The sequence below is a fragment of the Flavobacterium sp. MEB061 genome (assembly GCF_000834715.1).
In the GTDB taxonomy this organism is placed as follows: domain Bacteria; phylum Bacteroidota; class Bacteroidia; order Flavobacteriales; family Flavobacteriaceae; genus Flavobacterium; species Flavobacterium pectinovorum.
Genome location: NZ_JXQR01000074.1, coordinates 331,442 through 347,418, shown reverse-complemented (window position 1 = coordinate 347,418; position 15,977 = coordinate 331,442). Strand labels below are relative to the sequence as shown.

16 protein-coding genes are annotated in these 15,977 nt (G+C 32.4%); 7 read left to right on the top strand and 9 right to left on the bottom strand.

Annotation, left to right across the window (positions count from 1 at the left end; genetic code table 11):
• Nucleotides 1–42: 42 nt before the first annotated feature.
• The gene (locus tag RT99_RS22640; RefSeq protein WP_042566998.1) at nt 43–462 is read right to left on the bottom strand and encodes a hypothetical protein; all 420 of its coding nucleotides are present in this window, start codon (nt 460–462) and stop codon (nt 43–45) included.
• Nucleotides 463–606: 144 nt separating this feature from the next.
• Here RT99_RS22640 and RT99_RS22635 point away from each other — a divergent pair, with 144 nt between their 5' ends.
• A complete protein-coding gene (locus tag RT99_RS22635) occupies nt 607–1,836 on the top strand; it encodes a multidrug effflux MFS transporter (protein ID WP_042566997.1) in 1,230 nt (409 codons plus the stop codon).
• A gap of 150 nt (nt 1,837–1,986) precedes the next feature.
• Here RT99_RS22635 and RT99_RS22630 read toward each other — a convergent pair whose 3' ends face one another.
• The 5 genes from RT99_RS22630 to RT99_RS22610 form a co-directional block, all read right to left on the bottom strand.
• The gene (locus tag RT99_RS22630; protein WP_042566996.1) at nt 1,987–3,246 is read right to left on the bottom strand and encodes an NAD(P)/FAD-dependent oxidoreductase; all 1,260 of its coding nucleotides are present in this window, start codon (nt 3,244–3,246) and stop codon (nt 1,987–1,989) included.
• A gap of 125 nt (nt 3,247–3,371) precedes the next feature.
• Nucleotides 3,372–3,899: a GNAT family N-acetyltransferase gene (locus RT99_RS22625; protein ID WP_042566995.1), complete on the bottom strand. Its 528-nt coding sequence runs from the start codon at nt 3,897–3,899 to the stop codon at nt 3,372–3,374.
• A gap of 80 nt (nt 3,900–3,979) precedes the next feature.
• A complete protein-coding gene (locus RT99_RS22620; RefSeq protein WP_042566994.1) occupies nt 3,980–5,314 on the bottom strand; it encodes a DEAD/DEAH box helicase in 1,335 nt (444 codons plus the stop codon).
• A gap of 247 nt (nt 5,315–5,561) precedes the next feature.
• Nucleotides 5,562–7,100 carry a DEAD/DEAH box helicase gene (locus RT99_RS22615; RefSeq protein ID WP_042566993.1) on the bottom strand — a complete coding sequence of 513 codons (1,539 nt, stop codon included), beginning with the start codon at nt 7,098–7,100 and terminating at the stop codon, nt 5,562–5,564.
• Nucleotides 7,101–7,208: 108 nt separating this feature from the next.
• Nucleotides 7,209–7,742: a DUF6155 family protein gene (locus RT99_RS22610; protein ID WP_042566992.1), complete on the bottom strand. Its 534-nt coding sequence runs from the start codon at nt 7,740–7,742 to the stop codon at nt 7,209–7,211.
• Between the two features lie 103 nt (nt 7,743–7,845).
• On the opposite strand from RT99_RS22610, the gene RT99_RS22605 reads away from it, so the two are divergent.
• Both RT99_RS22605 and RT99_RS22600 read left to right on the top strand, forming a co-directional pair.
• A complete protein-coding gene (locus RT99_RS22605; protein ID WP_042566991.1) occupies nt 7,846–8,133 on the top strand; it encodes a DUF3817 domain-containing protein in 288 nt (95 codons plus the stop codon).
• Complete coding sequence (locus tag RT99_RS22600; RefSeq protein WP_042566990.1) at nt 8,126–9,382, top strand: mechanosensitive ion channel family protein; 1,257 nt, start codon at nt 8,126–8,128, stop codon at nt 9,380–9,382. Before RT99_RS22605 ends, RT99_RS22600 begins: the two co-directional genes overlap by 8 nt.
• A 139-nt stretch (nt 9,383–9,521) precedes the next feature.
• Here RT99_RS22600 and RT99_RS22595 read toward each other — a convergent pair whose 3' ends face one another.
• Nucleotides 9,522–9,950 (bottom strand): hypothetical protein, encoded by a 429-nt coding sequence (locus RT99_RS22595; protein WP_042566989.1) that lies wholly within the window; start codon nt 9,948–9,950, stop codon nt 9,522–9,524.
• Nucleotides 9,951–10,088: 138 nt separating this feature from the next.
• Here RT99_RS22595 and RT99_RS22590 point away from each other — a divergent pair, with 138 nt between their 5' ends.
• The 4 genes from RT99_RS22590 to RT99_RS22575 all read left to right on the top strand — a co-directional run bounded on the left by RT99_RS22590 (nt 10,089) and on the right by RT99_RS22575 (nt 12,824).
• The gene (locus RT99_RS22590; protein ID WP_042566988.1) at nt 10,089–10,496 is read left to right on the top strand and encodes a hypothetical protein; all 408 of its coding nucleotides are present in this window, start codon (nt 10,089–10,091) and stop codon (nt 10,494–10,496) included.
• Nucleotides 10,497–10,508: 12 nt separating this feature from the next.
• Nucleotides 10,509–11,072, top strand: a complete 564-nt coding sequence (locus RT99_RS22585; protein ID WP_042566987.1) for a hypothetical protein — start codon at nt 10,509–10,511, stop codon at nt 11,070–11,072.
• 28 nt (nt 11,073–11,100) lie between these two features.
• The gene (locus RT99_RS22580; RefSeq protein WP_042566986.1) at nt 11,101–11,676 is read left to right on the top strand and encodes a Crp/Fnr family transcriptional regulator; all 576 of its coding nucleotides are present in this window, start codon (nt 11,101–11,103) and stop codon (nt 11,674–11,676) included.
• Nucleotides 11,677–11,852: 176 nt separating this feature from the next.
• A complete protein-coding gene (locus tag RT99_RS22575; protein WP_042566985.1) occupies nt 11,853–12,824 on the top strand; it encodes a zinc-binding alcohol dehydrogenase family protein in 972 nt (323 codons plus the stop codon).
• A gap of 124 nt (nt 12,825–12,948) precedes the next feature.
• Here the strand turns inward: RT99_RS22575 and RT99_RS22570 are convergent, their stop codons facing one another.
• Nucleotides 12,949–14,925: a thiamine pyrophosphate-dependent enzyme gene (locus RT99_RS22570; protein WP_042566984.1), complete on the bottom strand. Its 1,977-nt coding sequence runs from the start codon at nt 14,923–14,925 to the stop codon at nt 12,949–12,951.
• Nucleotides 14,926–15,077: 152 nt separating this feature from the next.
• Entirely contained in the window at nt 15,078–15,827 is a 750-nt protein-coding gene (locus RT99_RS22565) for a 4-hydroxy-tetrahydrodipicolinate reductase (protein WP_042566983.1), read from the bottom strand.
• Nucleotides 15,828–15,977 lie beyond the last annotated feature (150 nt).

Genomic DNA, 15,977 nt, shown 5'->3' with positions numbered 1-15,977 from the left:
ATCCACAATTGTGGATGCTTTAGATTGTTGTGAAGAAAAATTTTATTTAAGCTTTTTCAAATAAACTGATTTTCCGTTTAAAGAAACTTCAATTTGATTCGTTTTTTCAGAAAAAGTTGTTCTTAAAGCATTTCCTTTAAAAATTTGAACATCACCATAAACTTTTCCGGTTTCATCAGAAATGTATTCAAATAATAATTTTTTATTATCTGGCTCAATTCCTAATCTGTAGCTTGAAAATTTAGATGTTGTTAAATTGAATTCTTGTTGTGTATCAATAATTTTTCCATCAGCATAAAAATTGGTAACTGATTTATTTAAAGTGATATCAGGATAATATTTATTTACTTGTTCAAGTAATGCATACTGCGCTGGATTTGCATCTTCAATTTTTGTTGTAATAGATTGTGCAAATGACATTGTTGTAAAAATTAAAGCAAATAATAAGGAGATTTTTTTCATAATTTTAGTTTTTAATAGTTATTGTTTCAAAACAATTTTGAAACCTTACATAATAACCACTTTTTTCATAAAAAGTAATTAATATCTATAACAAGGTAGTAAATATTTATCTTTGCACGAAATTAAAAGCAACATTTTAAGAAAATGACAACAAAAAAATATATTAAGCTCATTCTGATTTTAGGTTCTCTAACTGCACTTGGTCCTTTTTCGATCGATATGTATTTACCTGGATTTTCAGGTATTGCAAAAGACTTACATACAACTGTAGCTAAAGTTTCAATGAGTTTATCCAGTTATTTTATTGGAATTTCTGCCGGACAATTGCTTTACGGTCCATTATTGGATCGTTTTGGGCGTAAAAAGCCTTTATTTATTGGTTTACTCGTTTATATTATAGCTTCTTTAGGATGCGTTTATGTAACAGATATTGATGCTTTTATATTTTTACGTTTTATTCAGGCAATTGGTAGTTGTGCTGCAACTGTGGCTTCAGTTGCTATGGTGCGCGATTTGTTTCCTGTAAAAGACATTCCAAAGGTTTTTTCATTATTAATGTTAGTTCTCGGGCTTTCGCCGATGTTAGCGCCAACAATTGGAGGTTATGTTACCGAAGATTATGGCTGGCATACTGTATTTTTTATCCTAATGTGTATGGGAATTGCTATTTTAATAGCTGCACAAGTTGGTTTACCAAATAGTTTTAAACCAGATACTTCGATTTCATTAAAACCTAAACCAATTATAAATAACTTTTTAAAAGTGCTTAAAGAACCGCAATTTTATACTTACGCATTTACAGGTTCCATCGCTTTTTCGGGCTTATTTACTTATGTAGCGGCCTCTCCTATAATTTTTATGGATATTTATCATGTGGACGCTAAAACATACGGATGGATTTTTGCTTTTATGTCAGTAAGTTTTATTGGTTCAAGTCAATTGAATTCTGTTTTATTAAAGAGATTTTCGAGCGAACAAATGATTTTTGGAGCTTTAATTGCTCAATCTGTAATAAGTATTGTTTTCCTGATACTGGCATTAAATAATCTTTTAGGGCTTTATGAAACTAGTATAATGTTATTTTTATTCTTGGGTTGTCTGGGAATTTCAAACCCAAATACTGCCGGACTTACAATGGCGCCATTTGCCAAAAATGCCGGAAGCGCTTCAGCCTTAATGGGTGCTATTCAATTAGGATTGGGAGCTTTAGCTTCTTTTGCAGTTGGTGTTTTTGTAAAAAATTCTGTTGCACCAATGGTTATTATCATGACTGCAACTACAATTATAGCCTTTATCGTTTTAAATATAGGAAAACGTTTTATAAAAGAAAAAGTACAAGTTTCTACTGAAGATGATATTGTTGTTGGACATTAAATTTTTTAAAATTCCAATTTTAAAATTCCAAATTCCAATTGTAGGTGTGATAAAAATGACAAAATGAAACTAAATAAAAAGGCCAGAATCTTAGATTCTGACCTTTTTATTGGGATTTGGAATTTCAAAAATTTGGAATTTAATTCAAATTTATTGTCTTTTCTCTGGTCTGATAATCATTCTAAGAGATTGATCTCTTGCAAAATAAGCTACCATCCAATTCCAAAATGTATTAATTCTGTTTCTGTAAGTTATCAAAGAAATTAAATGGATAAACAACCAAATAACCCAGGCAAAAAATCCATTGAAATGCCATTTCGGACTTGGTAAATCTACCACGGCTTTGTTTTTTCCAATAATTGCCATAGAACCTTTATCATTGTAAACAAACGGTTTAAGCGGTTTATTTTTAACTGTTGCTTTAAAATTCTTGGCTAAATTTAAACCTTGCTGAATCGCAACCTGCGCCACTTGCGGATGTCCGTCAGGGAAATTTTTATCTCCGGCCAAAATTGCGGTATCACCAATAGCATAAATATTTTCGAGTCCGTTTACTTTATTGTATTGATCTGTGGCCATACGACGACCACGTCCATAACTTTCTTTCGGAATTCCGTCAAAAATTTTAGCAGAAACTCCCGCTGCCCAAATTAAATTTTTGGTTTTGATGGTGTCTCCATTTTCAAAATGAACCGTGTCATCCACATAATCAACAACTCGGGTGTTTAGTTTTACTACAACGCCTAGTTTTGTAAGTGCTTCAAGAGTATCTTTTTGAGAATCTTTACTCATTGGCGCCAACAAAGCATCTCCTCCATCAACTAAATAAACATTACTGGCAGAAGTCTCTAATTCAGGGTATTCCTTAAGCAGGATGTTTTTTCGCATTTCGGCAAACATTCCCGAAACCTCTACTCCTGTAGGTCCTCCTCCGGCAACCACAATTGTTAATAATTTACGACGCTTGCGAATATCTTTGGTAATAGCAGCTTTTTCAAGATTTTTAAGCAATGCATTTCGCATTTCGATGGCATCATTTAAGGTTTTCATCGGAATGGCATTTTTCATTACGTTTTCCATACCAAAATAACTTGTTTCAGCGCCTGTGGCAAAAACCAGATAATCGTATGTTAATTCGCCATTATTTAAAATTATTTTATTTTCGGCAGGAACTACAGAAAGCAGTTCTCCCAAACGAAATTGTAGATTTTTTTTACCGGCAAAAAACTTTCTGAAAGGATAACTAATACTTGATGGTTCTAAAAAAGCAGTAGCAACCTGATATATTAATGGTGGAAAAAAATTATAGTTATTTTTATCTACAAGCGTTACTTGTATTTCAGGCTGATTAACAAGTTCTTTTGCAAGATTTATCCCTGCAAAACCGCCTCCTATTATGACTATATTCATATGTATTTTTATTTAAGTAGGATTTATGAGTAAAACTGTTTCTGCTTATAGCAGTTATATAAATTTAACATTATAATTCCAAATACAAAAACCAATTTTGAGTTTTCTGTTAAAAAAATATGGAATTAATTGGTCAATTTAAGTTTCATCATAAGGTCGGTTTGCTCATCATCACCTAGTTTAAAAATGTGTTTGTCAAATTCTACAAAACCATTTTTTTGGTAAAAATTTAAGGCTCTCCCGTTTTCCTCCCAAACGCCAAGCCACACGTATTCAGCGCTTTTTTCTTTTGCAATTTCAATGGCTTTGTCGTAAAGTATTTGTCCGACTTTTTTTCCGTGAAATTCTTTTGAAACATAGATTCTCTCAATTTCAAGAGCTTTGTTATCTTTCAATTCTGTTTGAGAATCTCCAAAGTTGACTTTTAAATAGCCAATTACTTCATTTTCAAGTATAGCGAAGTAAAATTCAGAATCTTCATTGGTAAGTTCGGCAGTTAGTTTTTCATATGAAAACCCTTCATCCAAATAGGCTTCTAAGTTTTCTTTAGAATTATGTTCAGAAAATGTTTCCTCAAAAGTTTGTCGGCCAATCTTTTGTAAATCATCAATTTCGCTAATCGAAATTTTTTTTATAATAATATTTACTGCCATTTCCAGTCGTATTTAAAGTTCAAATTGTCATTTGCTCATAAAAATACAACATAAAATGGCTAAATCAAGTTATCGAAATATTACTTTTTGAATTTTTTAACAGGTTTTTCTGCGACTTCAACTTTGTTCTGTAAAACGTAATTTGCCATTAGTTTTTCAATTAATTCATCCTTAGTAAGATGGTGAAAAACTGTTTTTACATTCGTTTTTAAATCTGCTGAAAGATCGTGATTTGGTTTTGTTTTGAAGATTTGTTTTGCCCACAAAAGCATGTTATTTTCTTCTAAACTTACTGCTGAAGGTTTTTGGAATTTAGTAAATTTAATTCCTAATTCTTTTTCAAATTCCGGAATTTCAACTGTTTCTTCCTCTTGTAAAACGGTTAAAGAAAGTCCCTTTGCTCCTGCCCTTGCGGTTCTTCCACTTCTGTGAACGTAGTTTTCATAAGTATCAGGCAAGTGGTAATTTACCACATAAGAGATTTCTTTTACATCTATTCCTCTCGCAGCCAAATCGGTAGCAACCAGGATATTAATATGTCCTTCACGAAATTGTTCCATAATTCTATCACGAATTCCCTGAGATAAACTACCGTGAAGCGCTCCGGATGAAAAACGATTTATAGCCAGATTTTTAGCTAATTTATTTACTGCAGCTTTGGTTTTACAGAAAATGATTCCGCGCTCACCATCTTTTGAGTTTAAAAAATGCATTAAAACATCTAATTTTTCAATTGGGTCAACCACAATATATTCGTGATCAATTCCTTGGTTACCAACAGTCTCCATATTGGCACTAACCTGAACTACATTTTTATTTAAGTAATTCTGAACCAATTGTTTGATTGTTCCCGGTAAAGTTGCTGAAAACAATAAAGTGCGGTGTTTTTTAGGAAGTTCAGCAACAATTTCATCTAAACTTTCTTTTAAGATTGAAACCATTTCATCGGCTTCATCCAAAACTAAATATTCTGTTTGTTTTAAATCAATTGCTTTACGCTGAATCAAATCGATTAAACGTCCCGGTGTTGCAACAACAATATGTGTTGGTTTTGTAAGGCGTTCAATTTGTGGCTTAATGGGGATTCCACCACAAGTTGAAGCTATAGAGATATTCGGAATATGTTTTCCGAAATCTTCTAAATTTCTAAAAATCTGTTGTCCAAGTTCTCTGGTTGGCACCAAAATAACAGCCTGGACAATTGGTAATTCTGTATTGATTAATTGCAACAAAGGCAATCCGAATGCGGCTGTTTTCCCCGTTCCGGTTTTGGCTAAACCTACAACATCGTGAATTTCATTTAAAAGAAGCGGAATTGTTTTTTGTTGAATTTCTGTTGGTTCAACAATGTTCAACTCGTTTAGAGCTTTTAAAATTGGTGCTGAAACTCCTAATGATGAGAATTGTTTAGACATTTTTTATTTTAGATTTTAGAGTTCTGATTTTAGATTTTCTGCCACAGATTACTCATATTAAAATGATTTTTTATTTTTTTGTTTCAAGTTTACTTAACCGCAAAGTTCGCAAAGATTTATGCTAGGAGCGCAAAGTTAATCCTTGCGTGCTTTGCGAAAAAACTTTGCGAACTTTGCGGTAAAAATTATGTTCAAAGTTAACAACCTGAAACTTGAAACCTGAAACTTTTTTTAAACCTTTTCCAGATCAATCCGGTTCGTTCATGATTTTTTCACGGTATTTTTTACCGATTAATAAAGTCATATTCTTTTTGTAATCTTCAACCAGCCATTCGCGGTAGTTTTTACTGCATTGGCTTAAGCATTTTGCATAACGTTTGATACGGCATTCAATATCATCATCCAATTCTTTTCCTAAAGATTTTGCTTCTTGTAAAGTTTCGGTATTATCAACACACATCGCCGCATGTTGTTCTAACGATTTGTCTAATACTACTTTAGAACGTAAATTTTGTTTGATAATAAGTTTATGTTCTTCATCAACATCAAAAGTAACTTCAGCAGTTTTACTGAATTTAGCTCTTAATTCAGGAGGCATTGTATATTTAAAATATAATTCGATTTCTGTATCGTCACGTAAATTCTCTAAATAAAATTCAGGTGATTTAAAGATATGCTGCCAGTTTACCGGTTCGCTCCACAAACCAAAACGCGCTGCATTATTTCCCAGATCAATAACCGTAAATTCATCTTTACCAGGTAATTTACGAGATCCACGACCAATCATCTGGTAGTATAAAGTCAACGATTTTGTTGCTCTGTTTAATATAATAGTTTCTACAGTTGGCTCATCAAAACCAGTTGTTAAAATTCCAACCGAAGTTAAAATTGCATCCGGAGTTTTCTTAAACCAGGCCAAAATATCTTTACGTTCTTCAGAACTGCTTGTATTATCAAGGTGTCTGATGTCGTAGCCTGCTTCTCTAAAAGTTTCATATACATATAATGAAGTATGAATACCATTGTTGAAAATCAGGGTTTTTTTACCTAATGAACGCTCTGTATAAGCGTGCAGTAATTTTTCCTGCATGATCGTATTGGTATACAAATCATCAGACGATTTTACGGTATAATCTCCATTAATACCTACTTTTAATGATGTTAATCCCACATCATAGCTGTAAGTAGTAGCGCGCGCCAAAAATCCTTTGTCAATTAATGAGCTAATTGTGTCTCCCACAATAAGTTCATCATAACTCTGGTGCATTGGTAATTTTATATTCGAACTCAAAGGAGTTGCTGTTACTCCAAGAATAAAAGCATTTTTGAATGAGTTTAATAATTTTCTAAATGAGTTGTAATGCGCCTCGTCAATAATAACCAAACCAATATTGTCAAGATGTAATTTCTCGTCATTGATACGGTTTTTTAAAGTTTCAACCATCGCCACAAAACATGAATAATCGTTTTGATCAGGCAGTTCTTTTACTTTACTATTGATGATTTTATTAGAAACACCAAAGCCTTTCAACATTTTTGAAGTTTGCTTACAAAGTTCTATACGGTGCGTTAAAACAACTACTTTTTTATCATTATTCGCTAAATAACGACGAACGATTTCAGAAAAAATTACAGTTTTTCCTCCACCTGTTGGCAGTTGATACAATAAATGATGTTGAGCTGGAGCATTGTCTAAACGTTCAAAAATGGCGTCGATATCGCCTTTTTGGTATGCATAAAGTTCTTTTTTCTCTTCTCTTTCTATTTCTAAAGTGTTTTGAGACATTGTTTATTTTTGGATTTTTGCAAAAATACATCTAAAAAACAGTTATCCATCCTATTTTAATTTAAAATAAATGATTTTTTTTAATAAGATTTTTTATGAGAAGTGTTTTTATAAGTCGATTTTGTCTAAAATTATCTCAAAATCGTATTTGTTTTTCCATTTTTGTTGAATAGTTTGCTGTTGGATCGCAATTATTCTTGTTTTAAATTCATTCAAAATTCCATTCGAAATAACAAAATTTAACGCTTGCTCAAAAGAATTAAACATACTTTTGTAAAACAATTCCTGCTTAATAAAGTTATTAGATGAGAAAGTTTGCGCTATTTCGATATTATACAACATCAAATCGGCAATAATAAACGAATCAACACCCAAAGAAATGAAATGTTTGATGATTTTTTGCGCAACAGATCGCCTCATTTTTGCTTTAGGACGCCATTTTGCATTTGGCTTTTTTACAGGGAAATATTCGTGCGAAATTTTGACCTTGCTTTCCTGCAATAATTTGTCTTCTTTTGGATTAAAAGCAAAATCATAATAGACTTTTACCGGACTAAATTTCTCGTACAATTCGATGATTTGTTCCTCAAGTTGTTCTTTATTTAAATCTGCTAAATATTTTTTTAAATCGCGCTTGCTCATTATCAAAGTTTAAGGTTACAAAGTTAAATTACTTTTAGCATTCATGCTCTAATAATCAACCATAATACTTAATTTTGACGGATTAAATTTAAAAACCAAATATATGCTCAAGATTTTTAAGGTTACCGCAATTTTAGAAGGAATTTCCTATTTAGTTTTATTCGCCAATATGCTTATCATTAAAACAAACAATCCTGAACTTTATCATACATTATTACGTCCTTTAGGAATGACTCACGGCGTATTATTTATCGGATATATAGTGTTGGCTTTTTTACTGAAAAAATCTCAAAACTGGGATTTAAAAACTTTCGGAATTATATTGATTGCTTCACTTATTCCGTTTGGAACTTTCTATATCGAGAAAAAATATTTAGCAAATAATGCATAAACCTTTGGATAAAATATTTAACTTTTTATATCCGCTTTTTCGAGATTGGGGAATGAGCCGCAATTTTGCGTCCTACACCAGTCTTGTTTTTAATATTGCCATTATGGTGGCTTTGGCGTATGCCATATATTATCTTGCCAAGTTCGTTTTGGTTACGCTTACGGCGGTTTTTGCCCAGCGTACCAAAACCAAGTTTGATGATTATTTGGTTCACAATAAAACCACAAAATATACCGCTTATTTAATTCCGTTTTTCTTTATTTATAAAGCTGTTCCGATTATTTTAGATAAATACGATTATTGGGAAGGTCTTTTTGGAAAAATAGTTGGTGTTTACATCGTTTTGATCACTTTATGGATTATCAGAACGATTTTTAATTCGTTACGGGATTATTTAAAACAAAAACCGGAATACAGCGATAAACCTATCGACAGTTTTGTACAGGTTATCATGATTGTGCTCTGGATTTTTGGTGTTGCGCTTATTATTTCGACTTTATTCGGAATTAAAAAAGGCGAATTACTGACTATTTTAGGGACACTTTCGGCAATTATTATCTTGATTTTCAGAGATACTATTTTAGGATTTGTTTCCAGTGTTCAGGTTGCTATAAACGACATGGTTCGTATTGGCGACTGGATTACGATGGATAAATTTGGAGCAGATGGTGATGTAATCGAAATTAATTTAACGACTGTAAAAGTCCGAAATTTTGATAATACCATTACCACGATTCCAACATATGCCTTGAGTTCAGATTCGTTTCAGAACTGGCGAGGCATGCAAAAATCTGACGGAAGACGTATTAAAAGGCATATTTTGATAAAAAGCAGCAGCATTCGTTTTGTTCATAATGAAGATTTGAATCAGATGAAAAAAGTACAGCTCATTTCATCTTATATAGAAACCAGACAGGCCGAAATTGAGAAATACAATGCTTTGCACGGTGTTGATAAAAGCCTTGCGCTAAACGGTAGAAACATGACTAATTTAGGTTTGTTCCGAAAATACATCATGCAATATCTGGTAACGCATCCTGGTTTAAACAAAGACATGCATATTATGTGTCGCCAATTACAATCGAGTGCGCATGGAGTTCCGTTAGAAATTTATGCTTTTTCGAGCGACAAACGCTGGGCAAATTACGAATATATTATGGCCGATATTTTTGATCACATTATGGCTTCGGTCATTTATTTTGATTTGGAAATTTTTGAATTGCCATCGCAGATTGGACCTTTAGATTAAATAAAAGTTTCAGGTTTCAAGTTTCAGGTTGCTTTACTTTGAACTAAGGTCTATACGTATATAGTAAACCCGACAGGTTTTTAAAACCTGTCGGGTTTGTCATTTATAGAACTTGAAACCTGAAACGTGACACCTGAAACTACTCTTTTTTCACTTCTTCAAAAACAAATTTTGGATCATTAAAACTCAGGGTTCCCTGAATAAAGCAAGGAAGATTCATGAAAGTGCCAATGACACCATTTCCAAGTAGTAATTTATTTTCTTTTTTAAGCAAAGCCAATGGAACTCTTTTCCAGCTTCCTCCGTTAGAAATATAATGAAAATCACCGGTTAAGGTATTTCCTTTTATATCTCCCCTTACATCGCCGGAATCTTTCCCTGTTTTGTAATATGATATTTCATAACGTCCGTAAAAACGTTTATCACTTATATTAACGTCTAAAATTGCCGTATCCTTGTTGTTGACAGCGCGATAAATAAGATGATTGTATTTGTCCTTTTGTTCTTTAGAATTACAGGAAATTAGAAAAGCGAACAATAAGAAAACAATTAAAAGTTTTTGAAACATTTTGAGTATTCTTTTTTTTGGTTAAAAATCCTATAACAAGTTAAAGTTAAGCTTAAATAAACTTATGTGACTTATATGGTAAAAATTTAATTATAATGAGTTTCGTGTTTTATTTTTTTCTAAATTTAAAGAAAAAACATGGCAGATAGAGACACTTTTTTAAAAGAATTAAGAGGCGAAACTTTAGGAACTGTAAGTGCTCAATCTTCGGCAGATGAGTTGTTTCAAAATCAAACGATTAGACCTATTTTAAAACTTCAAAACGATTTGTTTGTAGCCGTTTTTATCAACTACGTAAACAAAAACAAAGCTGATTTTTATTCGTATACAGTCGAAAAGAAATTACAAACCATTGAAAATTCCATTCAAAAAGATATTAAGTTCCGTAATTCTTTAAAAGGAATTGTAATGGCACTTTTTACGATTGAAGAATACGATACTTACATTCAAAATTCATCGAGTTTAAACAAAAGAATGATGAATTTATTAATTGACCGATTGAAAAGTCAGGTGCAATTGTTTGAGTTAGAATCGAATTCGAAGTAATTACTATTTATTATGACCTTAACAGATAAGCATATCGCTTATGAGAACGATTGTCGAAAAATGTTTCTTGGAGAGACAATTAGTGGAATCATTTACGGAGAAATAAACTATCATAATTTTGAAGATGTAAATATAATAGTTTCTCTTGAGCCTTTTTATAAAACAAAATACCCAGATATAGATACTTTAGATTATTCAATATATTTTAAAACAAATAATAAAACCATTTATGTTTTTTGGGATAGTACATTTTTTAGTTATGGACTTTTATCGCAAGAAATTGATTTTAACGAAACAACCAATGATTATGAACAAAAATGGGACGTTTCTAACGATGAAAAATGGATCAAAGTGATTGGAAGTGAAATTATTGATTTTAAAATCAATTGGGAGAAGCTTGTTGATTCTGATATTATATATCCACAATCTTTTACTTTAAAAATAGAAAATAACATAACTATAATTTTAAGCGCGTCAGAATTTAAAGGATCTGAAGAAGATAATATTTATGGTATGAGCGATAACCTACTTGTTACAACAAATGTTGATTTAGCAAAAGAACTTAAAATGATATAAAGACTTTAAAATTCAAACTAAATTTTCAATGTTCACCAAATTCCGAAATAAATTCCCAATAAGCGACGAACGCTGGATCGAATACACCAATTATTTCAATCGTATTGAAGTTCCTGCAAAAACAACACTTTTGGAAGAAGGTGAAGTTTCAAAGAAGCTTTTTATAATTGAAAAAGGTTGTGTCAGAGTTTGGTTTAACAATAACGGAAAAGATCTTACGACGCAGTTTTTCTTTGAAAATCAAAGTGTAGCTTCAATTGAAAGTTTCATAAAACAATTCCCAAGTCCGGTTGTTATCGAAACCATTGAGCCATCTGTAATTTGGTGGATATCTAAAAACGATATGGATAAAATTCTGGAAGAAGTAAAAGAAATTCCGGAGTTAAGAGATCGTTTCATCGATATGATTTTTCAGCGTACATTTGATTATATCAGACATTTTGTTTCATTTATAAAAGACTCCCCTACTCAGCGTTACCTTACTTTAATTGAAGAAAAACCTCAAATTATACAACGCGTTCCTCAACATTATATAGCTTCTTATCTTGGTGTAACTACGGTTCATTTAAGCCGAATAAAAAGCAAATTGGTTCATAAAAAATAGAGAATTTCAACATATCATTTTACCATATAAGTTATATAAGTTCATTTAAGCTTGACTTATAATTACTTATATAACTTATATGGTTTAAAAACATAGCACTTGTATTTATTTGATAACAAATGTTATCGTCGGCACATAAACTGCTGTCTAATTTTGCATCATAAAATTAAATAATTATGAAAGCAGCAGTAGTTTATAAAAAAGGCGAAATGCCAAAATATGCAGAAATTGCAAAGCCAATTGTACAAAATGAAAATCAAATTCTAATGTCGGTTAAAGCCGTTGCAATTACCAATCTTGATAAAGGAAAAGCTAGCGGAGCACATTATTCATCTGAAAATGAGAGTCAAAACGGTTTTGTAGTTGGTAGTGACGCAATTGGTTTACTGGAAGACGGAACAAGAGTTTATGCCCGTGGAATTAGCGGTACAATGGCTGAAAAGGCTATTATTGATAAAAATTTATCTGTGCCTCTACCGGACGGAATTAGTAATGCAATTGCGGCTTCAATGCCTAATGCGGTTGCAGGTTCAGCAATGGCCTTAAAATTTAGAGCTCAAATTAAACAAGGAGAAACGGTTTTGATAAACGGCGCAACCGGATTTACTGGTCAAATGGCAATTCAGATTGCGAAACATTATGGAGCGAAAAAAATTATTGTTACCGGTAGAAATGAAAAAACACTTCAAAGTCTTTTAGAATTAGGCGCTGACGAAGCTATTTCGCTTAAACAAAATGATGAAAATTTTATTGCTCAGCTAAAAGCAATTCACTTAAATACGCCTATAGATATCATTCTGGATTATTTGTGGGGACATCCGGCAGAATTAATTCTTTCTATTTTAAAAGGAAATGGAGCATTCACAAACAAAGTAAGATATGTAACTATTGGAGGAATGGCCGGTGATACAATTCAACTCTCATCAGGAATTTTAAGAAGCGTCGATCTACAGTTATCAGGTTCAGGCTTAGGAAGCTGGGCAAAAGAAGAAATCAAATTATTGTTTTCAGAAATTCTTCCGGAAATGTTTCTTCTGGCAGCTCAAAATAAACTTAAAGTAAATATTGAAGAAGTAAGTTTGGTTGATATTGAGAAAATATGGAATGCAGAAAATATTGATGGCCAGCGATTTGTAGTTATTGTTTAAAGGTTCTGAGATGCTAAGTAGCTAAGGTTCTAAGGTTTTTTTAGAAGGTTAATAAAGGGACTAAGGTTCTGAGATACTAGTTTTTTTAAACCTTAGTACCTCAGAACCTTAGCAGCTTAGAAACTTAATATCTTAGAAGCTCAATTAAAACCTCTTCAAAACGATTTTTAGGTAAAAATTGATCTTCAAGTGCTTTTGTAAACGGAATTGGAGAATCTAAACTTGCTACTCTTTTTACCGGAGCGTCAAGATATTCAAAACATTCTTCCATGATTAAGGCCGAAATATCGCTGGCAATTCCACCAAACAAGGTATCTTCCTGATATATAATCACTTTTCCGGTCTTTTTAACCGATGCAAAAATAGTTTCTGTGTCTAAAGGCTGTAAAGTTCTTAAATCAATTAAATCAGCTTCAATTTCAGGATTATTTGCCAAAGTTTCCAAAGCCCAGTGAACAGGCGCTCCAAAAGAGATAATCGTAACTGATTTTCCTTCTTTTAAAAGAGCCGCTTTTCCTAACGGAATTGTATAATAATCTATTGGAACATCCTGATAAACACTTCTATATAATTGTTTGTGTTCAAAAAATAATATCGGATTCGGATCGTTAATAGAAGTATTTAATAATCCTTTTGCATCATACGGAAAAGCTGGATAAACCACTTTTAACCCCGGAGTTTTTGTAAACCAGGCTTCGTTTGTCTGCGAATGAAAAGGTCCCGCCTGAGTCCCGCCGCCGCAAGGCATACGAATTACAACATCGGCTTTTTCGCCCCAGCGGTAATGTGATTTTGCCAATAAGTTTACAATTGGATTAAATCCTGTTGAAACGAAATCAGCAAACTGCATCTCGACAACAGCTTTATAGCCATTAATTGACAATCCCATTCCGGCAGAAACTACTGCGCTTTCGCAAATTGGAGTGTTGCGTATTCTGTCTTTTCCAAAAAGATCAACAAAACCTTCTGTTATTTTAAATGCACCACCATATTCTGCAATATCCTGCCCCATTAAAATAAGACGATAATGTTGTTGTAATGATTGTTCAAGACTGTTTCTGATGGCATCTATAAAACGAATATTTCTGGTTTCAGATTTTGATTTAACTTCTTCATATTCAAATGGTGCGTAAACATCATTTAATTCTCCGCTGTAAGTAGGCACAATCTCAGGTTCAGCATTTGCAATAGCCAATTGCTCGTCAATTTCCTGCTTAATTTCGGCTCTCAATGTGTTATCATATTCTTCCGTTAGAACTCCTTCATCCAATAAAAACATTCTGTAATTATCTACAGGATCTTTTGTAGCCCATTCCTTCATCATTTCTTCAGGCACATATTTAGTTCCGCTTGCCTCTTCATGACCACGCATTCTAAAGGTTTTAAACTCTAATAAAACCGGATGCGGATCTTCCTGCATTTCTTTTTTTAACTGTGTTATTTTGTTATAAACTTCAATAATATTATTTCCGTCAATAATATGGCTCTCTATACCATAGCCAATACCTTTATCGGCCAGATTTTCGCATAAATACTGCTCATTTGTTGGAGTCGAAAGTCCGTAGCCATTATTTTCGATAACAAACATTACAGGCAATTTCCAGACAGCGGCAATATTCAGCGCTTCGTGAAAATCACCTTCACTTGTTGCGCCTTCACCAGTAAATACAGCTGTTACTTTTTTATTTTTTTGAAGTTTATCTGCAAGGGCAATTCCATCTGCAATTCCTAACTGCGGCCCCAAATGCGAAATCATTCCTATTATATTATATTCCTGGGTTCCAAAATGAAAACTACGATCCCTTCCTTTTGTAAAACCATTTGCTTTTCCCTGCCATTGCGAAAAAAGTCTGTGCAACGGAATATTTCTTGTAGTAAAAACTCCAAGATTCCTGTGCATTGGTAATACATATTCTGTTTCATCCAAAGCCGCAGTAATCCCTACAGAGATTGCTTCCTGCCCTATTCCTGAAAACCATTTGGATACTTTTCCCTGTCGGATTAAGATTAGCATCTTCTCCTCGATTAATCTGGGTTTTAGTATTTTTTTGTATAAATCAAGTAATTGAGGATTGGTGAGATTTTGTCTGTAAAAAATCATTTAGGTTTTGTTTTTGTAGTTGCTTTTGAATTTATAAAAATATAAAAAAATTAACATTATTAGTTAAATAATTAAATGCTATGAATGTAATTTTTTTGACCGGTCAAAAGTAGGAAAATTATTCATAATAATTATTTGCATTAAAATAAAATTTAAAGGGCAAAATAAGGCGCTAATATATCTTCAAAATTAAATAAACCTTCTTTTTTGTCGGTTAGATTTTCGGCAACAAAGACAACGCCGCTTCCAAAAGCTTCGCGCGAAATACTTTCATGAATTAGTCTGACAGTTTGAAAAGGAAATCCGAAAACCACTTCATGTTTACCCACAATTCCACCGGCTCTTACAGAGTTAATATCTTCTTTTTCCAGATCCAGAGTTTCTGCAATTTTAAGGGCAGTTCCTGAAATTCCGTCTTTACCTTTAAAATGTTCTTCAATGATTTCAATATCAACCCAGGGAGCAATTTTCTTTAGAAATTTAGAAGCAAATAAGAGATAATTTACGCCAAGAGTAATGTTCGGACTCCAGAATACGGTTGTAAGTTTTGAAAGCGATTTTAAAAAATCCTTCTCTTTATTACTATAATGAGAAATAGCTGAAATTATTTTGATTTTTCGCTCACTTGCCGCTTCTCCGTAAGTATAAATTCCTGATGCAGACGAAAAGTCAATTATGACATCAACAGGCTGATTATCCAAAAGTTCTGGTATTGAAGTTGTCGAACTCGAATATATTTTTCCTGCTTGATCAGAATCAATTCCGAGATATTCAGCTGTATTGCGATTTTCTAAAGCGGTATTTCTTTTTAAAACCCATTCGAGAGAAAATTTTTTGTTTTGCAATAATACTGATGCCACTGCTTTTCCTGTTTTTCCAAATCCTATTAATCCTATTTTCATAATATTATTTTTTATAAAAATAGATTTTTTAATTAGAAAATACAGGTATTATCTCTATTATTAACATGTTTTTATCGTCTAAAGACGGTTAAAATGCATTATAATCAAAAATAGATTTTACTGTTTAATGGTTAAATTATTACGTTTAAA

Excerpts from the sequence above, each read along its gene's own strand:
- RT99_RS22640 (WP_042566998.1), bottom strand. The coding sequence starts at position 462 with ATGAAAAAAATCTCCTTATTATTTGCTTTAATTTTTACAACAATGTCA.
- RT99_RS22635 (WP_042566997.1), top strand. The coding sequence starts at position 607 with ATGACAACAAAAAAATATATTAAGCTCATTCTGATTTTAGGTTCTCTA.
- RT99_RS22630 (WP_042566996.1), bottom strand. The coding sequence starts at position 3,246 with ATGAATATAGTCATAATAGGAGGCGGTTTTGCAGGGATAAATCTTGCA.
- RT99_RS22625 (WP_042566995.1), bottom strand. The coding sequence starts at position 3,899 with ATGGCAGTAAATATTATTATAAAAAAAATTTCGATTAGCGAAATTGAT.
- RT99_RS22620 (WP_042566994.1), bottom strand. The coding sequence starts at position 5,314 with ATGTCTAAACAATTCTCATCATTAGGAGTTTCAGCACCAATTTTAAAA.
- RT99_RS22615 (WP_042566993.1), bottom strand. The coding sequence starts at position 7,100 with ATGTCTCAAAACACTTTAGAAATAGAAAGAGAAGAGAAAAAAGAACTT.
- RT99_RS22610 (WP_042566992.1), bottom strand. The coding sequence starts at position 7,742 with ATGAGCAAGCGCGATTTAAAAAAATATTTAGCAGATTTAAATAAAGAA.
- RT99_RS22605 (WP_042566991.1), top strand. The coding sequence starts at position 7,846 with ATGCTCAAGATTTTTAAGGTTACCGCAATTTTAGAAGGAATTTCCTAT.
- RT99_RS22600 (WP_042566990.1), top strand. The coding sequence starts at position 8,126 with ATGCATAAACCTTTGGATAAAATATTTAACTTTTTATATCCGCTTTTT.
- RT99_RS22595 (WP_042566989.1), bottom strand. The coding sequence starts at position 9,950 with ATGTTTCAAAAACTTTTAATTGTTTTCTTATTGTTCGCTTTTCTAATT.
- RT99_RS22590 (WP_042566988.1), top strand. The coding sequence starts at position 10,089 with ATGGCAGATAGAGACACTTTTTTAAAAGAATTAAGAGGCGAAACTTTA.
- RT99_RS22585 (WP_042566987.1), top strand. The coding sequence starts at position 10,509 with ATGACCTTAACAGATAAGCATATCGCTTATGAGAACGATTGTCGAAAA.
- RT99_RS22580 (WP_042566986.1), top strand. The coding sequence starts at position 11,101 with ATGTTCACCAAATTCCGAAATAAATTCCCAATAAGCGACGAACGCTGG.
- RT99_RS22575 (WP_042566985.1), top strand. The coding sequence starts at position 11,853 with ATGAAAGCAGCAGTAGTTTATAAAAAAGGCGAAATGCCAAAATATGCA.
- RT99_RS22570 (WP_042566984.1), bottom strand. The coding sequence starts at position 14,925 with ATGATTTTTTACAGACAAAATCTCACCAATCCTCAATTACTTGATTTA.
- RT99_RS22565 (WP_042566983.1), bottom strand. The coding sequence starts at position 15,827 with ATGAAAATAGGATTAATAGGATTTGGAAAAACAGGAAAAGCAGTGGCA.